Here is a 19,497-nt window from a genome sequence, read left to right as displayed (position 1 = left end):
AACAAAGCCCGAGTGGGCGGTAAAAACGGTGGAATTTCCATAAATTGCGCTTGAAATTCCATCACTTGAAAACCAACGAGCCGCTACTCGATGTTGCGGTGAGTTATTCAGACCATCCCTAACGCCTTGTTTGTTGTGCACACCGAATTCTCTTCGGTGTGCAGTGTCTCACCAATCACTTCCCGCGTCTTTGCCGCCTGCGCCTGGAGCCAGTCGCAAAACGCCAGCACTTCCGGCCTTGCCGCGTTGCGTGGGCCGACAATCAGCCAGTAGGCCAGCGGCGAGTCCAGTCGCAACTGCGGAAATGGCTCGACCAACGCGCCCGAAGACAGGCTTTCGGCAATCAAGGGTGTACGCACCAGCGCCACACCCTGACCCGTCAACGCGGCTTGGGTGATCTGGTGGGCATAGTTGAAATAGAGCCAGCGCTTGGGCTCGAAACGGATCAGCTTTTGCGTATCAAACCAGCGTTGCCAGCTCAGCCATTCCATGTGCTGGGTGCGGTGCGCATCGCTGGCCTCAATCAGCGCAAAGCGTGCCAGGTCCTGTGCGTTTTGCAGGCGTGGGCCGCTCTGGAGCAGCCAGGGGCTGACCACCGGGGTGAGTTGCTCGCCAAACAGGCGCTGCGCTTGTTTGGGCACCTGGCTGGGAACGGCGTAGCGCAGCGCCAGGTCCACATCGGCAGTTTCCAGGTCCACGGACACGTCCGTCGCGTCGATGCGGATGTCGATGTCGGGGTTCTCACTCTGGAAGGCTTCCAGCCGGGGAATCAGCCACATCGAGGCAAACGAGGCCCAGGTGCTGATGGTCACACTTTTGCGGCCTGCGCTCTGGCGGATCATGCGCACTGCGCTGTCGATGCGCTCCAGTGACGGCACCAGCGCGCGCAGCAGCTGCGCGCCCGCGCTGGTGAGTTCGACCGCGCGTGTGTGGCGCAAAAACAGGCTCACGCCGACGTCGGTTTCCAGGCTCTGGATCTGCCGGCTCACAGCCGATTGGGTCAGCGCCAGTTCTTCGGATGCGGCCCGAAAATTAAGGTGACGGGCGACGGCTTCAAAAGCACGCAACTGCCCGGCGGCAATTGGCCGAGAGCGCAAATGGGTGGTTGCGGGCTGCATGGGCGGGTGGATTAGTGGCCGGCGATTGATGCGTTTTAAGAATGAATAGCGTACCGCGATTTCATTGGACCTGATGGACTGGCGGCGAGATCATTCTTGCCTCACATCCTGATTTCAGGACTGTCACCGGAGAACACCATGCCCTGTTTGCAAGCTTCCCTGATTTCACAGCCCTTCTTGCCGAAGCCCTTTCCCTTCAGCCTGGCGGGCGACGCCTGCGCGGCGCCGTCTGCCTTGACCGCGCACAACATGGCTTCGGCCTGTGAGGGTCTGCTTCCAGCCCGCCAGGCGTTCACCCTGCAGGCCCGGCAGGCTGGCGTCTTGCGTATCGTGCAAGGCCGGGTCTGGATCACTTTCAGTGACGCCGCCTCAAGCGTGAGTGCGATGGCAGGCGATCATTTTTGCAGCGCTGGCGAAGGCGTGCCGCTGGCCGCAGGGGCTGTGGTGGTGATGGAAACCTGCGACGCAACCGATGGCGCGTTGACCCGTTTCAGCTGGCATGCCACCTCTGCAGGCGGCACCGTGACCGGACTGGTGCTTGCCGGGTCGCGTCTGAAGGTGCTTCAGCCGCTGCAGGACTTGCGTCTGGCGCTGGGCCTGGCAGCAGAGGCGTCAATGCGGCTCGTGCAGGGCCTGGTGCACCGCAGCGTGGTCAAGCTGGCCGGGATACTGCAATAAACCGCACCGATGGCTGGGCATGGACTGGCCTCAGCCATTCACATCCAGCCCGCAAATCAGCGCCACAAACGCATCGACGGCGGGCTGCCCCTGCAGTTGACGCAGGCGCTCCAGCGCCTCGATGTCTTCTGCCGAGGTGTAACCCAGGCTGAAATTCCAGAACCGCCGCTTGTCCAGCGGCCCACGATGTACAACGGTAACTTGCGTGTGGCGCGGGTCTTTCTGGATGTGCGCCATCAACTCCGCCAGCTCCTGCGCGCCGCCTTCCAGTTGCTGGCAAAAATTCATGCCATCAAACACCAGCAGGCCGGTAATGTCCCGACGGCGGTTGGCCGTGCGCGACTTCGCAGCGATGTCCGCGACAGCGCGCAGAGGCTCGTCAGCGGCCAAAGTGCTGACATAGATGATTTCCTGGATATCGGTAGAGGTGTGCATAGGTGTAGGCGAAAATGTAGTGGTCAGTTGGCTGCCCGGCAATGTCAAAAGACACAGCGCAGCAAATTGGCGTCACTTTGGGTTTTTATGAACACTTCACTGTCGCAATCCATCCCGTGTCCGCCCGCTTGCAGCGCTTGCCGCTTGCGTCAAACCGGTGCCTTCACGCCGGTTTCTGCCGACGAGCTGGCCTTTATTGAGTCGTTTCGCAGCAGCACGCTGATGTTGCTGGCGGGCAACACCCTGATTCACGAACAAAACGCCAACGGCAAGCTGTTCACGCTGTATGCCGGCTGGGCTTTTCGCTACAAGACGCTGAGCGACGGGCGTCGCCAAATCCTCAATTTCCTGCTGCCGGGTGACCTGATCGGGCTGCAGCAGGAGTTCAGCGACGGCGCCATGCATGGCATTGAAGCCGTCACCGACATCAGCCTGTGCGTGTTTCCAAGCGAAGATCTGTGGGCGCTGTTCCGCCGCTATCCCAGCCTGGGTTACGACATCACCTGGCTGGCCGCGCGCGAAGAAGGCATGGTCGACGACAACTTGCTGACGGCGGGCCGGCGCACCGCCGTTGAACGCGTGGCCATGCTGCTGATGCATTTGTTTCGGCGGCTGGAGCGCTTGGGACTGGTGCAGGACGGCTCGGTGGCGTTTCCCATCAACCAGCAGCACATTGCCGACACGCTGGGGCTGTCGCTGGTGCATACCAACAAAACCATGCGGCGTTTGCAGCAACTGGGGCTGCATGAAATCCGCAACGGGCGGCTGTGGCTGCTGAATCCCAAGGCGCTGCAGCGACTGGCCGAGTATTACGACAAGCCGCTGCGCAGGGTTCCGCTTTTGTAGGCTCGCCGTTGGCTTGATACCTTGCGGCGCTATGACGCCCGCTGCATAAGGCGCAGCACAGGGATAATCCGGCTACGAAAAAACAGGCGCTTTCCGCGCCGCCGGGCATTGCGCCCTTGGTCTTTCATCTTCCCCAACTTCACAGGAAACTTCATGGCAACCCATCCCATCGACGTCGTCATCATGGCCGCCGGCAAAGGCACACGTATGAAAAGCAGCCTGCCCAAGGTGCTGCACCGCCTGGGTGGCCGTGCTCTTCTGGCGCATGTGATGGACTGCGCGGCGCAGTTGTCAGCGCGACAGGCGGTGGTGATTACCGGGCATGGTGCTACAGAAGTAGAAGCAGCTTGCGCAGGCAGAACGGGCGCTGCAGCCAATTTAAGCTTGAAATTTGCGCGTCAGGAGCCGCAGCTTGGCACCGGCCATGCGGTGCAGCAGGCGCTGCCTGAATTGCAGGACGACGGCATCACGCTGGTGCTGTCGGGCGACGTGCCGCTGACGCAAGCCGCTACGCTGCAGGCGCTGCTGGCGCAGTCGGACGGCCAGCGGCTGGCGCTGCTGACACTCAACATGGCCGACCCGACCGGCTACGGCCGCATCGTGCGCGCCGGCACGCAGGCATCCGCCCAAGTGCGTGCCATCGTCGAACACAAAGACGCCAGCGAAGCCGAGCGCGCCATTCATGAAATCTACAGCGGCATCATGGCCGTGCCGACGCGGCTGCTGCGGCGCTGGCTGGAGCGGCTGGACAACAAGAATGCGCAAAACGAGTATTACCTGACCGACATCGTGAAGTTCGCCGTGGCCGACGGCGTGGCCGTGGTGGCGCACCAGATCACGGACGCCGCGCAGGTCGCCGGCGTCAACAGCCCGGTGCAACTGGCCGAACTGGAGCGCGTGTACCAGCAGCGCCTGGCCGTCACCCTGATGGAGCTGGGCGTGCGCCTGGCCGATCCGGCGCGGCTGGATGTACGCGGCACCTTGACCTGCAGTTCGGATGTCGAGATTGATGTGAATTGCGTGTTTGACGGCCAGGTCAGCTTGGGGCAAGGCGTGCGCATTGGCGCGAATTGCGTGATTGCGAACGCCGAGATTGGGGCCGGCGCGGTGATTCATCCGTTTACCCACATCGACGGCGAAAAGCTCGGCGTTACGGTGGGCGAGGGCGCGCTGATTGGCCCATTTGCCCGCTTGCGGCCCGGCGCGGTATTGGGGGCCGAAGTGCATATCGGCAACTTTGTCGAGGTCAAGAATTCCACGCTGGCCCGGGGCGCGAAGGCCAACCACTTGGCGTATTTGGGCGACGCTACCGTTGGCGAGCGTGTGAACTATGGCGCTGGCAGCATTACCGCCAACTACGACGGCGCAAACAAGCACCGCACGGTGATTGAGGCCGATGTGCATATTGGCAGCAACTGCGTGCTGGTGGCGCCGGTGACGATTGGCGCGGGCAGCACGGTGGGCGGTGGCTCGACCATCACCAAGGACTTGCCGGCGGGCTCTTTGAGCGTGGCGCGCGGCAAGCAGGTGAACATTGCTGACTGGTCGCGGCCTTTGAAGAAAGCCAAGGATTGAGGGGGTTTTGGGCTGCTTGCGCAATGCTTTCGTGCGCTGGCTGCTATTTTATTCGTAGTGCTTTTTTCTTTGCTTAGGCTGGCTGGCCGGGGGTTGCCCGGCGGCAACTCACTTTTCTTTGCTTCGCCAAAGAAAAGTAAGCAAAAGAAAGGCGACCCGACTGGCTGGGGCCCTTCGGGCAACCTGTGCTGCCCAGGCAAAGCGGGGGTCGAGCTCGAACTCGCCTTCGGCTCAGACAATCGCTCGCCCTGATCCCGCTTTACCTGGGTATCACAGGCCCAGCCAGAACGGGGTGGGGAAGGGATTCGGGAGCGGATTCGGAGTCAAAAGTGCCGCTTGCGCAGAGTAGGTGGGCGCAATCAGCTATTTAATTCGTAGCATTTTTTATTAACTGGGCGCAATGTCTGATTGAATTTGGCTGCTTGGCTGCTTGGCTGCTTGGCTGCTTGGCTGCTTGGCTGCTTGGCTGTTCGGATGTTCGGCTGCTGGTGTTGGTGTTCGTGTTTGTATCCCATTCCCCAGCCCCTTCTGTCGGCGCTGAGGAGCGCAGGGCCAGACGGATCAGGGCTCGTGCTTGTTTGAGCCGAAGGCGAGTTTGCACGAGACCCCGGCTGGACTGAGCACCGCAGGGTGCCCCGTAGCGAAGCGAAGGGGTCGCAGACAGTAGGGGTCGCCTTTCTTTGCTTACTTTCTTTGGCGATAGCCAAAGAAAGTGAGTAGCCGCCGGGCTACCCCCGGCCAGCAAAGTCAAGCAGCGCCAGCCAGCGACCAAACAGCTAGCCAGCAAAAAAATGCTATATATTTAATAGCGCTATACGCCCGTCCTCATTGCACCAAAAGCACTTTAGGCTCAAACTTAGCGCGTTTGATGCTGAAAAATGCCTTCACATTGCGAACATTTGCATCGCTGGTAAACAGCCGCTGCGCCAGCGCCAGATAAGCCGGCATATCCGCCACATGCACCACCAGCATGAAGTCCGGCCCCGGCGACACGCGGTAACACTGCTGCACCGCGTCATCGAGCACCACGCGCGCCTCAAACGCTTCCAGCCACTCTGCCCCCTGCCGATCCAGCGAAATTTCAACCAGCGCCGTCAGGCCGTGGCCCAGCGCCGCCGCCAGCCTGTCGGGCTGCAGGATGGCAATTTCACGCTCGATCAACCCCGCATCGCGCAGCCGCTTGACCCGGCGCAAACAGGTCGGCGGCGACACATGAACCCGCTCGGCCAAGGCTTGATTGCTCAGGCTGGCATCGGTTTGCAGCAGTTCAAGCAGGCTGATGTCGGTGCCATCAATGTCTATTTGTTCCATGAATCTAGTTTATTTGAAATTAAATTCAATAAATAATAATCTATGAAATTAAATTTCAAATTCAGATAGAAATCAATCACCTGAAAAAACGGCTGCAGCGTAGCATCGGCACATTATTTTTTTCAAGGATTTTTTATGTGCGGCATTGTTGCAGCGGTTTCCAGCCGAAATATCGTTCCCATCCTGGTGCAGGGCCTGCAGCGGCTCGAATACAGGGGCTATGACTCCTGCGGCGTGGCGGTCTATGCCGACGGCTTGAGGCGCGCGCGCAGCACCTCGCGTGTGTCCGAGCTGCAGCAGCAAGTCAGCACCGAGCACGTCGAAGGCGGCACCGGCATTGCCCACACCCGTTGGGCCACCCACGGCGCGCCCGCGGTACACAACGCACATCCGCATTTCAGCCACGGCATCGGCGCTGACAGTGCCAGCCGTCCGGGCAAGGTGGCGCTGGTGCACAACGGCATCATTGAAAACCATGACGAGCTGCGCGCCGCCCTGCAGGCCAAAGGCTATACCTTTGACAGCCAGACCGACACCGAAGTCATCGTGCACCTGATGGACAGCCTGTATGACGGCGACTTGTTCGAGGCGCTCAAGGCCACCGTGGCGCAACTGCACGGCGCGTATGCGATTGCTGCTTTTTGCAAAGACGAGCCGCACCGCGTCGTCGGGGCGCGCGCCGGCTCGCCCTTGATTCTGGGCGTGGGTGAAGAGAACGGCGAAACCTTTCTGGCCAGCGACGCGATGGCATTGGCCGGTGTTACCAACCAGATCGTGTACCTGGAAGAAGGCGACCTGGTCGACCTGCAACTGGGCAAATACTGGATTTTTGACCGCCACCACCAGCGCGTCCTGCGTGAAGTCAAGACCGTTTATGCGCACAGCGGCGCGGCTGAACTTGGCCCTTACCGCCATTACATGCAAAAGGAAATCTTCGAGCAGCCGCGCGCCATTGGCGACACGTTGGAGGGCGTGGTCGGCATCGCGTCGGATCTGTTTGGCGATGCAGCGGAGCAGACGTTTCAGGGTATCGATTCGGTGCTCATCCTGGCCTGCGGCACCAGCTACTACAGCGGCTGCACAGCCAAATACTGGCTGGAGGACATTGCCGGCATTTCAACGCAGGTCGAAGTTGCCAGCGAATACCGATACCGCACCTCGGTGCCGAATCCGCGCACGCTGATCGTCACCATCACCCAGAGCGGCGAAACCGCCGACACGCTGGCCGCATTGCGCCACGCGCAAAGCCTGGGCATGACGCAGACATTGACCATCTGCAACGTGGCCACCTCGGCCATGGTGCGCGAATGCAAGCTGGCCTACATCACGCGTGCCGGTGTTGAAATTGGCGTGGCCTCGACCAAGGCCTTCACCACCCAGCTGGCTGGCCTGTTCCTGCTGACGCTGGCGCTGGCGAAATCCAAAGGCCGGCTGAGCGAAGACGAAGAAGCCGCGCATCTGAAAGCCCTGCGCCACCTGCCCGCCGCGCTGCAGGCCGTGCTGGCACTGGAGCCGCAGCTCATCAGCTGGTCCGAGGATTTTGCCAAAAAAGAAAATGCGCTGTTCCTCGGGCGCGGCATGCACTATCCGATTGCGCTCGAAGGCGCGCTCAAGCTGAAAGAAATCAGCTACATCCACGCCGAGGCCTATCCAGCCGGTGAACTCAAGCACGGCCCGCTGGCGCTTGTCACCAATGCCATGCCTATCGTCACCGTGGCGCCGAACGATGCGCTGCTGGAAAAGCTCAAAAGCAACATGCAGGAAGTGCGCGCGCGGGGCGGCGTGCTCTACGTGCTGGCCGATGCCGACAGCCACATCGAAAGCAGCGAAGGGGTGAATGTCATCCGTATGCCAGAGCATTACGGCGCGCTCAGTCCGCTGCTGCACGTCGTGCCGCTGCAGTTGCTGGCGTATCACACGGCGCTGGCGCGTGGAACCGACGTAGACAAGCCGCGCAATCTGGCCAAGAGCGTGACGGTGGAATAAGCCATTCATCGCCTTGCAAAAGAAGCCGCGTATTTGAAGCCCTGAACTGCTCAGAGTGAGGGCAGGCGCAACCTGTCAAAGACGAGGCTCGAAGACTTGAACGGCGGGAGCATGAAAAGCGCGGTCGGCTGCCTGTTACAGCCGATTGCGAACGTCATCACATGATCACGCAGCCGCGCTACCCGTCTTCGCTTTTTTCCTACAGCAAATAGCGTGCTTGACCGGGGCGCTCAGGATGCTGCATCCAGAAGACTTGCCCTGTTGGTATTACCTGAGGAAAAAACATGGGATTTTCTGGATTACGTTTCTCTGCCTTGATTGGCGCGGTTGCCAGTGCGCGTTCCATGACGCCCATGGCCAGCATCGCGGCAGCGCGGCTTTTGGGCTATCGCACGCCGGGGCGACTTGTCGTTTTGGATCACCCGCTTTTCAAGTTTGGCGCCTTGGCCATGGGCGTGGGTGAATTGTTCGGCGACAAAATGAAGTCAGCGCCTGACCGCACCGTATTTTTGGGGCTGTTGGCGCTCGTCATGAGCGCAGGTATCGCAGGCGCTGCCTTGGCCCCCGGGGTCGGGAGCAGGCCGGTGCCATGACTGCAGTCGCAACTGCCGTGCCCCTTGCCTACCTGACGCTGGCTGGCCGCGAACGGGCGATGGCGCGCATGGGGCAGACGCGCAGCGGTCTGATCGAGGACGCGCTGGTGGTTGCCGCCGGTGCGCTGATTGTGGCCATGGCAGTCAGGCAGAAAAACGGTTCCTGAAACGGCTGGAAAGCTTTCGTTTGATGCAGGCTGCGAGCGCCTTGCACAACAGGTTGGCAACCTTTGCTTTTGCCGGGCCAAACCGGAATTTATTTAACCAAAAGGTAACGAATGCCGGCAAATACTGATGAACACTGGATGCGCGAGGCGCTCGCGGTAGCGACTTCGCGCGGCACTGATCCTGCTACGACGCCGATTGGCTGCGTCATCGTGCGGGATGGAAAAATCATTGGCTCTGCGCACAACGAATGCCAAACCTTGCATGACGCGACAGCGCATGCCGAGATGGTGGCATTCAGACGCGCCGGGGTTGTAGTGGCTGACGACGAAAATTTGGGCGGCGAGTTGCGCGGTGCAACCCTTTATTCGACCTTGCAACCCTGCGGCATGTGCACCATGGCTTCGATTTGGTCGAAGGTGGGCCGTATTGTGTTCGGGGCAGGGCGCGACGACGTTCACCAGATGTATTTTGAAGTGCGGCATGTCGACACACTCGATTTCATCGCCAAGGCCTATCGTGACGACCTGACTTTCACCGATGGCGTGCTGCGCCAGGAATGTGCGCAGCTTTACTATCCGCCCGACGCGGTATTGCCTGCCGACAGTCACGGCAATCTGTAGGCTCACCTCTTGCTATCGGGCAGCTCAAGCAGGACAGACCGGGACTACATCAGACCGACATGGAACTTCAGCGGCTGCAACGTCGCAAGTGAGTTCGGCGTTACAGGCTTGGGAACTGTCAAGTTGGTACGTTGCCAAACCGCATGAACAGCCGGGGTAGTTCACCGCTTCAATGCCTCAGAAAAAAAACGTTGCCGGCCATGCAAACCCGGAAAAAAGCCTGGTTAATTAAGCGATGTAAAGACGGTCAAGTTTGACCGGAATCAGCAACGGCGACGATTGGACGGTTGGCGGCTGCCCGCTCGCCAAGCCCCAGCGTCAAGGCGCTGAGCCCGTCGCCTCACTGCAGGCGCTGCAAAAGGTCTAGCGTCGGATAACCGTCCGCCGGCAGCCCCAGGCTGCGCTGGTAGCGGCGTATGCCATCACGCGTAGCCGGGCCCATCACGCCGTCGGGCGTGCCGCTGTCAAAGCCGCTTGCATTCAGCGCCGTCTGCAGCGCCAGCAACTGGCTGCGCGCCAACGCCGGCATATCACGCGGCCAGGATGCCTGTACCGCAGCGCCGCCGGCAGCTTGTTGCGCCAGCAGGCCGACGGCGAGCGCATAGCTGGTCGAATTGTTGTAACGCAAGATCGTGCGAAAGTTAGGGCCCACCAAAAAAGCCGGCCCGCGCGCACCCGCCGGAAGCAGGATGGAACTGTCGGTCAGCGCCGGCAGCGGCATGCGGTTCATCGGTTGCACGCCTTCGTTGGCCCAGGCCGACGCGGGCAGCCGCACCGCGTCGTCGGCGCGCGCATGGTCGAATCCGGGCGGCAATGTCACTTCCAGTCCCCACGGCTGGCCCGCCTTCCAGCCGGAGCTGGCCAGGAAGTTGGCGGTTGACGCCATCACATCGGGAACGCTGCCCCAGATGTCGCGTCGGCCATCGCCATCGGCATCAACTGCATAGGCCAGAAAGTTGGAAGGCAAAAACTGCGTCTGCCCCATCGCGCCGGCCCACGAGCCGATCATTTGGGCACGGTCAATATCACCGTTCTGCAAAATTTTCAGGGCGGCGAGCAACTGGCCCCGTGCCCATGCCTCGCGCCGACCCTCGAAACCGAGCGTTGCCAGCGCATCAATGGTCGGAATGTCGCCGACGTAGCCACCGTAATTGCTTTCCATTCCCCAAATGGCAACCAGAATTTCTGTCGGCACACCGTAGCGCTCAGTCAGCGCGTCGCGCTGGGGGCGCAGCTGGAGCAGCTTGCCCTTGCCCTTGGTGATCCGCTGCGGCGATACCGCGTTGTCAAGGTAACTCCACACCGTGCGGGTGAACTCGGGCTGCGACTGGTCCAGCTGGATCACGCGCGGCACCAGCCGCACGTTGTCGAAGGCGCTGTGAAGCGTCGCCCCGTCAATGCCGGCTGCGCTGGCAAAGGTGCTGAATTCGGCCACCCATTGGGCAAACTTCTGGCTTTCCGTTGCCTCGCCGGATTCGGTTGGCGTCGGGTTGGCGGGGGCCGTCGCGGGGGCGGTCAGCTTGGGGGGGGGTGAAGGTACGGACGCGCAGCCCGCCACCGCAAAGATTGCCAGCACTACGGGAGCAAGCCAGTGACCTGACGCGGGAAAATGGGAGGGTGTTTTCATTCCCGTCATTCTCGCCGCTGAACAGAACCAGATTGATTTCAAGGCCACAGCGCGCATGACGGTGTACTGCGCGCAGCGGTTCCGGGGTTCATGAACGAGGCTGCCATCCGCCGTGCGTACGCTGCGCCGCCGGGCGGGTCAATTCGGCCCCTCCCAGCCGGTTGCGCGAAGTGGGGCTTCAATCAGGCTGTCCTGCAGGCTGATGCCGGCCTGAGGCACACTGGCGCCCCTTCAAAACTTATTCCCCGGTTTTTACGCATGCTTCGTTCTCTGGTTTTTTCTCTCGCCGTCCTGGTCAGCACTGCCGCCCTGGCAGACACTGCCTGTCCCCAGCACTTTTCTGCTGGCCAGGCGCCTGTTATTTCCAACCCCAAGCTGCGGCCGCGCACTCAGGCGCTTTGCTTCAGGGCTTTTGCCGTGCTGCATTCGGGCGTGACACGCACGCCGCTGTACGCGGCCGAGCATCTGACGCGCAAAAACCTGAAAAGTGCCAGCCAGCTGTCGCGCAAGGATTCCTTTCATGCCGAAGACGCCTTGCCCGAAGGCGACCGTGCCGAACTCCGTGATTACGAACGCTCTGGCTATGACCGCGGTCATATGGCGCCGAATGCCGACTTTGCGACGCGCAAGGCGCAGGCCGAGTCTTTTTCACTCGCCAATATGGTGCCTCAAGTGCATGAGAACAATGCCGGCGTCTGGGCCGATATCGAAGGCGCAGCGCGGCAATTGGCGAGCACCGAAGGCGAACTCTACGTGGTCACCGGCCCGGCTTTCATCGGCGCCAACCTGAAGAAAGTCGGCAACGTTGTGGTGCCTACGCATCTGTGGAAAGTGATCTACAGCCCGGCGCAGCAGCGGGCTGGCGCCTATCTGGTCACCAATGACGAAACCGGCGACTATGCGGTCATGACAGTTGCGAAACTGGAAAAAATGACTGGTATCAGCCTGCTGCCCGGCGTGCCGCAGAAAGTACGTGATGCAGGCATGGCGCTGCCCAAGCCGGTTTCGCGGCAAAGCGGTAAAAAGACACCCCATAAAGCCGATGAGTTCACGCTGCGCGACTTCATCGCGCTGCTCATCGACGTGTACAACCGCATTAAAAAAATACAAGGCATGCCATGAGTGACTTCAAACCCTATGCGAATGAAAGCGACGTGATCCGTATCGGTGCGCTGGAGGTGGAAAACCGCACCGACCGTGTCTCTCTGACGGGCGATGTGGTGCTGACGCGGGACAAGGCGGGCTTAGCCCTGGCCAGGGAAATTCTGGTGCTGATGGAGCAGGTGGTCAAGGCGCTGGAGGCTGAGCAAGAGCTTCCCGATGCGGTCAAAATTCACGCCGCCAAGGTGGTTAAAAACCCTTTTTGAGGGGCATCGAATCGGGTTCGCCGTCCTGGCATTGACCAGCATGGTGCGCTTTTCAGGGCCGTGCAGCGGGGGTGTCCTGTTTGTTTTTGCCAGCGTCCCACCGGGCTTCTCATCGTTGATGATGCTGCAAGGCGCACGCCGGCCTATCGGTAAATTGTGAAAATTCCTACGTCTGTTGGCGCTTTTTCTGACAAAGGATTGCGTGCCGCTATGTGAACCTCTTATCTGTCCGGCAAGGAGCCGGCCCACGATAAATAATCCATAGGAAACCCCTGTCATGGCCACCAAAAGCACAGCTCAAACTGCCACTGCAAAATCTGCTCCCGCCAAACGGCAAAAGGACGCCTGCGACTTGCTGGATGCCGACCATAAGGCGGTCAAAGCCATGTTCAAAGAGTATGCAGCCTTGGTTGAAAGCCGCAGCCGCTCGCCAGCCAAAAAGCGCCAGCTGGCTGACCAGATATGCAAGGCGCTGACGGTTCACGCGACGATCGAGGAAGAAATTTTTTACCCTGCCGTGCGCAAAGCCATCAAGGACGATGCCCTGATGAACGAGGCCACCGTTGAACACGCCAGCGCCAAGGACTTGATTGCCCAGATCCTGGAGATGGAGGCGAAGGATGAAATGTTTGACGCCAAAGTTACCGTGTTGGGCGAATACATCGACCATCACGTCAAGGAGGAACGCAGCGAGATGTTTGCTCAGGCCCGCAAGACAAAGCTTGATCTGGTCAAACTGGCCGAACAGCTAAAGCTGCGCAAGCAAGCCCTGATGGCCGAAGAGGGCGCCCGTGACATGGCAAAGCCTGCTCTTGAAGCCGCAACCGCGCACTGAATTTTTCCAGTTTTTTCACCCCGTCATTTCAACCGTACACCCCAAGCTGAAAGAATTTCATGAGCATTATCTGGACCATCCTGATCGGTTTCATCGTCGGCATCGTTGCCAAGTTCATGATGCCTGGCCGCGACCCGGCTGGGTTCTTCATCACGGCCATCATTGGTATCGTGGGCTCCATCATTGCCACGTACCTGGGCCGCTTCATGGGGTTTTACCAGGTGGGCGAGTCGGCCGGGTTTATCGCCGCAATAGTGGGCGCCATTATTTTGCTGTTCCTCTACCGTATGGTGACGGGTCGTAAAGGCTGATTGAAATCTTGCCTGAACCTGCCACCCGCATTCAGGCGGTTTGCCAGCGCACCAGCTGTTTCGCCAGCTTTTCAAAAGCCAGGTCAAAGGTTACGGCCAGCAAGCCCACCAGCACGGCACCCTGAATAACATAAGCGGTGTTGAAGCCGCTCAGGCCCACGACGATGGGCAGCCCCAGCGTTTTGGCCCCCACGGTCGATGCAATAGCCGCAGTGCCGATATTGATGATGACCGAGGTGCGCACGCCGGCCAGAATGACCGGTGCAGCCAGCGGCAACTCAACACCCCACAAGCGCTGCCACGGGCGCATGCCCAGCCCTTCTGCGGCTTCCAGCGTGGGTGCAGACACGGATTCGATGCCGGCCAGCGTGGCTTGCAGCACTGGGAGTACGCCATACAGCGTCAGGGCAATCAGCGCCGGCATCTCGCCAAAACCGGTCAGCGGCACTGCAATTGCCAGCACCGCGACGGGTGGAAAAGTCTGGCCGACCGACACCACAGTTTCGATCAGCGGGCGAAATTCCCGGCCGCTGCGGCGTGTGGCAAAAATGCCTGCAGCCACGCCCACGATGATGGCCACGCTGCTCGACAAGCCCACGATTTTCAGATGCGCCAGCAGCAGGCTGAAAAAGCTGTCTTGCGCATAAATTGGTCTTTCCAGCGCAGGGAAAAGCGCGCTGAAAAATGGCTTGAGTTCGCCCATGCCAAACGTCATGGCCCCCAGCAAGGCCAGCATCCACCACAGCAGGGTGTCTGCAAAAAATGCCGGGCGCATGCTTGTTTGCGCAGCGGGCATGTGCTTCATGGCCGTGTGGTTTGCTGGTCGGGTCGGCTGGACACCGGCAGCAGGTCTTGCAGCGCAAGGCTCCCCATGCGCAGGCCTTCAGCGTCAACCACCGCAAGGCGGTCTACACGGCGTGACAGGAAAATCGAAAGCGCTTGGCGCAGGCTGAGCGTGGCGGGTATGGGTTCACCGTCTGTCAGTTCAAGTCCCGTAGCGGGCCGGATGCGGCTGGCCACCTGTTGCAACCCGAGCAGCTTGATGCCCACATCGCTGCGGCCGAAAAAATCGCGCACAAAATCATTTGCTGGCGCCGAAAGCATCTGCAGCGGCGTGCCGCTTTGCACGATGCGCCCCTTGTCGAGCAGGACAATGCGCGTCGCCAGGCTGAGTGCCTCCTCAATGTCATGCGTCACCAGCACGATGGTCTTGCCAAACACCTGGTGAATGCGCGCGATTTCCAGTTGCAGCGCAGCCCGCGTGACCGGGTCCAGCGCGCCAAAGGGTTCGTCCATCAGCAGCACTTCCGGGTTACCTGCCAGCGCCCGCGCCACCCCGACGCGTTGTTGCTGACCGCCCGAAAGCTGGTGCGCAAAGCGCTTGCGATAGCGCTCTGGCGGGAGTTGCAGCAGCGTCATCAGCTCGGTGACGCGCGCGTCAATTTGCGCTTTGGGCCACTTGAGCAGCGCAGGCACAGTGGCAATGTTTTTTTCGACGCTCCAGTGCGGAAACAGACCCACCGACTGAATGGCGTAGCCCATTCGGCGGCGCAGGGCTTCGGGCTGGAGACTGCGAATTTCGTCGCCGGCAAAAAGAATACGGCCACTGTCATGCTCGACCAGCCGGTTCATCATCTTGAGCAGCGTCGATTTGCCGGAGCCGGAGCTGCCCAGAATCACGGTAAATTCACCCTGCGCAATTTCCAGCGACAGGTCGTCAATGACCTTGAGGCCCTCAAAACTCTTGGAGACATGCTGCAGTTCAATCATCGGGCTTGGGCCTGGTTAATTTATTCAAGGGCTGGCGCAAGCATCAGTACGCATGCGCCAAAGACGCGGCGACGGTCTTGAGCAGCGCATCGACCACCACAGCCATCACCACCACCGGCACTACGCCCAGCAGCACCAGATCCAGCGCACCGCCCAGCAGGCCCTGGAACATGATGGCGCCAAACCCGCCCGCGCCAATCAAGGCCGCCACCACCGCCATGCCGATGGTTTGCACCGCTGCCACCCGCAGGCCCGAGACAAAAACCGGCAGCGCCAGAGGCACTTCCACTTGCCAGAAAATCTGGCGCGGGCTCAAGCCCATGCCCTGCGCGGCCTCAATCACGGGCCGGGGCACCTGACTCAGCCCGGCGGCGGTGCTGCGAACCACGGGCAGCAGTGCATACAGCGTCAGTGCAATCACCGCAGGCGCCAGTCCCACGCCCTTGATGCCCCACTGGGCCAGCAACGGCACGCTGGCCGCCAGCAGTGCGAGCGGCGCCATCAGCAGCCCAAACAGGGCAATCGACGGAATGGTCTGGATGATGTTGAGGCTGGCAAACAGCGCAGGCCGCAAGGCATTCATCCGGGCGGTGTTCCGTACCGATGCGATGCCCAGCGGCACGCCAATGAGCAGGCTGGGCGTCAGGCTGGCCAGAACGAGGGTCACATGCTGCAGCAATGCTGCGTTGAACACGTCCTGGCGGTTGGCATATTCCTTGAGCAACGACAACGCGTCCAGCATGCCCGAAGCAATAGACACGACGACCGGCAAGACGACTGCCGCACTGGCCAGCAAGCGCCATGCAGGCTTCAGTTGCAAATGCGCGATGGCGTCGGTGGCCGCCAGCCAGGCCAGCGCAGCCAGCACCCATAAAGCCCCGCCAAATGACGTGCGTTCAATTCCGGCACTCAGGCCTGTTGCCGGATCAGCCGCCAACCCTGCGAGCTGCCGGGCATGGTGGGCGGCCAGCCACACCAGGCCGGTCAAGAGCGCGCTTGCGGCCACGGCCACCAGAATATGGAGCCCGCGCCGGGGCCGCATGAAGATGGCTGCGCCCAGCAGCGGCGCCGGCCCCAGCGTGGCCAGCAGCATCAGCGCCTGCGCCGAGCCTTCGCTGCCGCGCAGCACGTCCGCCAGTGAAATACCCACGCCCGACACCAGCCGGTTGGGCGCATGGGTTAAAAAAGCCAGCCCCGTTGCCGCTGCGATACCCAATGTCAGCAGCAACAGCAAGACGCGGTTTTGGATCCGTTTCACGGCGACTGTTTTAGCGGCAAAACAACGTGCGCAAGGCCATCACTTGATGAAGCCCTTGGCCTTCAGGTAGTCGGCAGAGACTTTTTTGGCATCCTGGCCCTCGACCGCGATTTTGGCGTTGAGTCCCTGCAGCGTGGGGCCATCAAGCGTTTTAAAAACCGGCTCAAGAACGGTCCTGATTTTGGGGTATTGCGCCAGCGTGGCCGCCCTGACCACAGGCGCAGGCGCATAAATCGGTTGAATGCCCTTGGGGTCGTCAAGCACCACCAGCCCCAGCGCAGCGATCGCGCCGTCCGTGCCGTAGGCCATGGCGGCATTGACGCCCGACGTTTGCTGCGCGGCGGCCTTGATGGTCACGGTGGTGTCGCCGCCGGCCAGTGTCAACAGTTGCGCATTGTTCAGCTTGAAGCCGTAGGCCGTCTGGAAGGCCGGCAAGGCGTCGCTGCGTTCGATGAATTCGGCGGACGCCGCGAGCTTGAACTGGCCGCCTTTTGCCAGCCATGGGCCCAGATCAGCAAGTGATTTGAGCTTGTTTTTTTCTGCCACATCCTTGCGCAGCGCGATAGTCCAGGTGTTGTTGGCTGGTGCGGCGGGCAGCCAGACGAGTTTGTTTTTATCGGCGTCCAGCTTTTTCACCCGTTCGTCGCCGGTGGTGGCGTTTTTCCAGGCCGGATTCTTTTCATCGGAAAAGAAAAAAGCACCGTTGCCGGTGTATTCGGGATACAGGTCGATTTCACCGGCAGTGATGGCGCCGCGCATGATCTGCGTGGTGCCCAGCTGCAGCTTGTTTTCCGTCTTGATGCCGTTGGCCTCCAACACCTGCAGCATCATGCTGCCCAGCAGCGAACCTTCCGTGTCGATTTTTGACGAAACGCGCACCGCTGGCTGTGCAAATACCGACGCCGAGGCCAGTAGCAACAGTGCGGTGCCACCCATCATCCAGCCACGGGAAAAAAGCTTGCGCATAAAAAAACCTTTCAGGGGAAAGTGGCTGCAGCGCAGGCCATTGACTGCGCCGTGAAGCATTTGAGGATTTGGGTTTATAGCGTGAAACGCTGCGAAGCACTTGTTGACCAGTTCAAAATGCCGGTTCTTTCACCCTGTGATGCCCTGCGTGTGGCGACAGGCGGTGCCTGCCCAGAAGCGGCTTCTGCCAGCCGATCCGGGCGACAATACGAAAAATTTTGTCCTTTACCATGAACATCCCTGCTGCTATTTCCTCCTCGATGTCGGCTTCCCCGCGCGCCCATACCACGGCCTTGGTCTTGTTTTCAGGCGGCCAGGATTCCACCACCTGTCTGGCGCAGGCGCTCAGTAAATACGAGCGCGTCGAAACCATCGCTTTTGACTACGGCCAGCGCCACAAGGTCGAGCTGGAGGCGCGCCTGAATGTGCTGCGCGAAATCGAAAACCGTTTCCCCCAGTGGGCGCCCAAGCTGGGCGAAGACCATTTGCTTGACCTGGCCGTGCTGGGCCAGGTCAGCGACTGCTCGCTGACGCGCGACGTGGCGTTCAAGATGGAAAGTTCGGGCTTGCCCAACACCTTTGTGCCGGGGCGCAACCTGCTGTTTCTGACGCTGGCGGCCGCGCTGGCCTACCGGCGCGACCTGCAAGTGCTGGTCACGGGCGTGTGCGAAACCGACTTTTCAGGCTACCCCGACTGCCGCGACGACACGATGAAGGCGATGCAACTGGCGTTGTCGCTCGGCATGGACAAGCGCTTTCTCATTGAAACCCCGCTGATGTGGATTGACAAGGCCGACACCTGGCGGCTGGCGTACACGCTGGGCGCGCAATCAGGTGTGCCGCAAGGCGGACAGGCGCTGGTGGACCTGATCATTGAGCACACCCATACCTGTTATCTGGGCGACCGCACGCACCGGCATGACTGGGGCTATGGCTGCGGCGAATGCCCGGCCTGCGAATTGCGCGCGCGCGGCTACCAGCGCTACACCAGCCAAGCAGTCACCTGAACGTTTCAGGCAGAGGCGCTGACGAAACGTCGGCCCCTCCCCGCATCATCCAGCAGGGGCCGCGGAACCGGCTTCGCCGGGCCGCAGGCGCAGCGCCCCCTCGGGGGACAGCGAACCCCACGCAGTGGGGAGCGTGGGGGCACATCAACCACGCGCCAGCGCTTCCACCACGCAGCGCGTCACTACCGGCGGGCCGTCGCCGATGTGAAAGGCCAGCTTGCGCTCGCGCAGCGCCACGTCGCTGGCCGTCACCCGGTCAAAACGCCGCAGGTGTTCGGTCCACGATTCATCGACGATCTGCTCGACAAAGCGCCCCGGCTGGTTCACGTCGCGCAGCAGTTCCCATTGCAGCGCGCCCTGGCGCAGGCGGCTGCGGCGGCTTGTCCGCATCAGTTTGACGAAATCGTCGCTGCGCGCAGGCTCGACCAGGTACTCAATCGTCACCACCATCCGGCCCACGCCGGGCGGCGCATCGGCCACCGGCGTCTTGAATTCACGCGAAGGCGTCAGGTCTTCCTCGATGCTCAGGTCGCGCACCCAGTATTGCGCCAGCAGCAGGGTGACGGTGCCGCTGGCGGCCGCCACCAGCAGCGCAGTCGGCACATCGGTGACGGTCGCCAGTTGGCCCCACAGCGCCGCGCCCAGCGCGCTGGCGCCCATGATGGCCATCTGGTACATCGACATGCCGCGCGCCCGCACCCAGTCGGGCAGGGCCAGCTGCGCCGACACGCTGAGCGCATTGGCGCAGGTGATCCAGGCCATGCCGTTCAAAATCATGGCCGGCACGGCAACCCAGGCATTGGGCGCCAGCGCCATCGCGAAGGTTGACGCCGACTGCAGCATGACCGAGCGCAGCACCAGCGTGTCTCTAGCCATCATTTGGCGCAGGCGCGGCAAAAACAGCGCGGCCACGATAGCGCCCGCGCCCATTTGAGTATTCCGGTGAACGTGACCGCTGATTCCGGCAACGTGACCGGTATTCCGGCGAACGTGACCGGGGGTCGGTGTTGCGCGTTTTGATTTTAT

20 protein-coding genes and 1 pseudogene are annotated in these 19,497 nt (G+C 61.1%); 12 read left to right on the top strand and 9 right to left on the bottom strand.

Annotated features, from left to right (window positions below):
- Positions 1–107: 107 nt before the first annotated feature.
- Positions 108–1,118, bottom strand: a complete 1,011-nt coding sequence (locus RCH06_RS16830) for a LysR substrate-binding domain-containing protein (RefSeq protein ID WP_327082617.1) — start codon at positions 1,116–1,118, stop codon at positions 108–110.
- 138 nt (positions 1,119–1,256) lie between these two features.
- Here RCH06_RS16830 and RCH06_RS16825 point away from each other — a divergent pair, with 138 nt between their 5' ends.
- Positions 1,257–1,796 carry a DUF2917 domain-containing protein gene (locus tag RCH06_RS16825; RefSeq protein WP_327082616.1) on the top strand — a complete coding sequence of 180 codons (540 nt, stop codon included), beginning with the start codon at positions 1,257–1,259 and terminating at the stop codon, positions 1,794–1,796.
- 30 nt (positions 1,797–1,826) lie between these two features.
- Here RCH06_RS16825 and RCH06_RS16820 read toward each other — a convergent pair whose 3' ends face one another.
- Positions 1,827–2,231, bottom strand: coding sequence for a BLUF domain-containing protein (locus RCH06_RS16820; protein ID WP_327082615.1), 405 nt, complete (start codon positions 2,229–2,231; stop codon positions 1,827–1,829).
- An 87-nt stretch (positions 2,232–2,318) separates the two neighbouring features.
- Between RCH06_RS16820 and RCH06_RS16815 the strand changes: the two genes are divergently transcribed.
- Positions 2,319–3,077: a Crp/Fnr family transcriptional regulator gene (locus RCH06_RS16815; RefSeq protein ID WP_327082614.1), complete on the top strand. Its 759-nt coding sequence runs from the start codon at positions 2,319–2,321 to the stop codon at positions 3,075–3,077.
- Positions 3,078–3,230: 153 nt separating this feature from the next.
- Positions 3,231–4,652 (top strand): bifunctional UDP-N-acetylglucosamine diphosphorylase/glucosamine-1-phosphate N-acetyltransferase GlmU, encoded by a 1,422-nt coding sequence (glmU, locus tag RCH06_RS16810; protein WP_327082613.1) that lies wholly within the window; start codon positions 3,231–3,233, stop codon positions 4,650–4,652.
- A gap of 825 nt (positions 4,653–5,477) precedes the next feature.
- Here glmU and RCH06_RS16805 read toward each other — a convergent pair.
- Entirely contained in the window at positions 5,478–5,963 is a 486-nt protein-coding gene (locus RCH06_RS16805; protein ID WP_327082612.1) for an Lrp/AsnC family transcriptional regulator, read from the bottom strand.
- A gap of 135 nt (positions 5,964–6,098) precedes the next feature.
- Here RCH06_RS16805 and glmS point away from each other — a divergent pair, with 135 nt between their 5' ends.
- From glmS to RCH06_RS16785, 4 genes are all read left to right on the top strand, one after another.
- Positions 6,099–7,949, top strand: coding sequence for a glutamine--fructose-6-phosphate transaminase (isomerizing) (glmS, locus tag RCH06_RS16800; RefSeq protein ID WP_327082611.1), 1,851 nt, complete (start codon positions 6,099–6,101; stop codon positions 7,947–7,949).
- Positions 7,950–8,233: 284 nt separating this feature from the next.
- The gene (locus tag RCH06_RS16795; RefSeq protein ID WP_327082610.1) at positions 8,234–8,542 is read left to right on the top strand and encodes a hypothetical protein; all 309 of its coding nucleotides are present in this window, start codon (positions 8,234–8,236) and stop codon (positions 8,540–8,542) included.
- The gene (locus RCH06_RS16790; RefSeq protein WP_327082609.1) at positions 8,539–8,709 is read left to right on the top strand and encodes a hypothetical protein; all 171 of its coding nucleotides are present in this window, start codon (positions 8,539–8,541) and stop codon (positions 8,707–8,709) included. The genes RCH06_RS16795 and RCH06_RS16790 overlap by 4 nt, the downstream gene beginning before the upstream one ends.
- Before the next feature lie 111 nt (positions 8,710–8,820).
- Positions 8,821–9,330 carry a nucleoside deaminase gene (locus RCH06_RS16785; protein WP_327082608.1) on the top strand — a complete coding sequence of 170 codons (510 nt, stop codon included), beginning with the start codon at positions 8,821–8,823 and terminating at the stop codon, positions 9,328–9,330.
- A 340-nt stretch (positions 9,331–9,670) separates the two neighbouring features.
- On the opposite strand, the gene RCH06_RS16780 is transcribed toward RCH06_RS16785, so the two are convergent.
- Positions 9,671–10,957 carry a lytic murein transglycosylase gene (locus RCH06_RS16780; RefSeq protein ID WP_442799712.1) on the bottom strand — a complete coding sequence of 429 codons (1,287 nt, stop codon included), beginning with the start codon at positions 10,955–10,957 and terminating at the stop codon, positions 9,671–9,673.
- 258 nt (positions 10,958–11,215) lie between these two features.
- On the opposite strand from RCH06_RS16780, the gene RCH06_RS16775 reads away from it, so the two are divergent.
- The 4 genes from RCH06_RS16775 to RCH06_RS16760 all read left to right on the top strand — a co-directional run bounded on the left by RCH06_RS16775 (position 11,216) and on the right by RCH06_RS16760 (position 13,470).
- Positions 11,216–12,079, top strand: coding sequence for a DNA/RNA non-specific endonuclease (locus RCH06_RS16775; protein ID WP_327082606.1), 864 nt, complete (start codon positions 11,216–11,218; stop codon positions 12,077–12,079).
- Positions 12,076–12,324 carry a hypothetical protein gene (locus RCH06_RS16770; protein ID WP_327082605.1) on the top strand — a complete coding sequence of 83 codons (249 nt, stop codon included), beginning with the start codon at positions 12,076–12,078 and terminating at the stop codon, positions 12,322–12,324. Before RCH06_RS16775 ends, RCH06_RS16770 begins: the two co-directional genes overlap by 4 nt.
- A 277-nt stretch (positions 12,325–12,601) precedes the next feature.
- Entirely contained in the window at positions 12,602–13,159 is a 558-nt protein-coding gene (locus RCH06_RS16765; RefSeq protein ID WP_327082604.1) for a hemerythrin domain-containing protein, read from the top strand.
- Between the two features lie 59 nt (positions 13,160–13,218).
- Positions 13,219–13,470: a GlsB/YeaQ/YmgE family stress response membrane protein gene (locus RCH06_RS16760; protein ID WP_327082603.1), complete on the top strand. Its 252-nt coding sequence runs from the start codon at positions 13,219–13,221 to the stop codon at positions 13,468–13,470.
- A 31-nt stretch (positions 13,471–13,501) separates the two neighbouring features.
- Here the strand turns inward: RCH06_RS16760 and RCH06_RS16755 are convergent, their stop codons facing one another.
- Genes RCH06_RS16755 through osmF form a run of 4 tightly spaced genes read right to left on the bottom strand, consistent with a single transcriptional unit; the run spans position 13,502 to position 17,464 of the window.
- A complete protein-coding gene (locus RCH06_RS16755) occupies positions 13,502–14,275 on the bottom strand; it encodes an ABC transporter permease (RefSeq protein WP_327082602.1) in 774 nt (257 codons plus the stop codon).
- Positions 14,272–15,240: an ABC transporter ATP-binding protein gene (locus RCH06_RS16750; protein ID WP_327082601.1), complete on the bottom strand. Its 969-nt coding sequence runs from the start codon at positions 15,238–15,240 to the stop codon at positions 14,272–14,274. Before RCH06_RS16750 ends, RCH06_RS16755 begins: the two co-directional genes overlap by 4 nt.
- A 43-nt stretch (positions 15,241–15,283) precedes the next feature.
- On the bottom strand, positions 15,284–16,498 hold the full coding sequence (locus tag RCH06_RS16745; protein ID WP_327082600.1) for an ABC transporter permease: 1,215 nt from the start codon (positions 16,496–16,498) through the stop codon (positions 15,284–15,286).
- Positions 16,499–16,537: 39 nt separating this feature from the next.
- Entirely contained in the window at positions 16,538–17,464 is a 927-nt protein-coding gene (gene osmF, locus RCH06_RS16740; protein ID WP_327082599.1) for a glycine betaine ABC transporter substrate-binding protein OsmF, read from the bottom strand.
- 230 nt (positions 17,465–17,694) lie between these two features.
- Between osmF and queC the strand changes: the two genes are divergently transcribed.
- On the top strand, positions 17,695–18,471 hold the full coding sequence (gene queC, locus RCH06_RS16735) for a 7-cyano-7-deazaguanine synthase QueC (RefSeq protein ID WP_327082598.1): 777 nt from the start codon (positions 17,695–17,697) through the stop codon (positions 18,469–18,471).
- A gap of 144 nt (positions 18,472–18,615) precedes the next feature.
- Here queC and RCH06_RS16730 read toward each other — a convergent pair.
- A pseudogene (locus tag RCH06_RS16730) lies at positions 18,616–19,401 on the bottom strand (MFS transporter); the annotation flags it as partial.
- Between the last annotated feature and the right edge of the window lie 96 nt (positions 19,402–19,497).

Origin of the sequence: Polaromonas sp. CG_9.5 (genome assembly GCF_035984465.1) — a bacterium.
GTDB lineage: Bacteria > Pseudomonadota > Gammaproteobacteria > Burkholderiales > Burkholderiaceae_C > Polaromonas.
The sequence above is the reverse complement of the archived record's forward strand: the minus strand, read 5'-3'. Positions and strand labels throughout refer to the sequence as shown.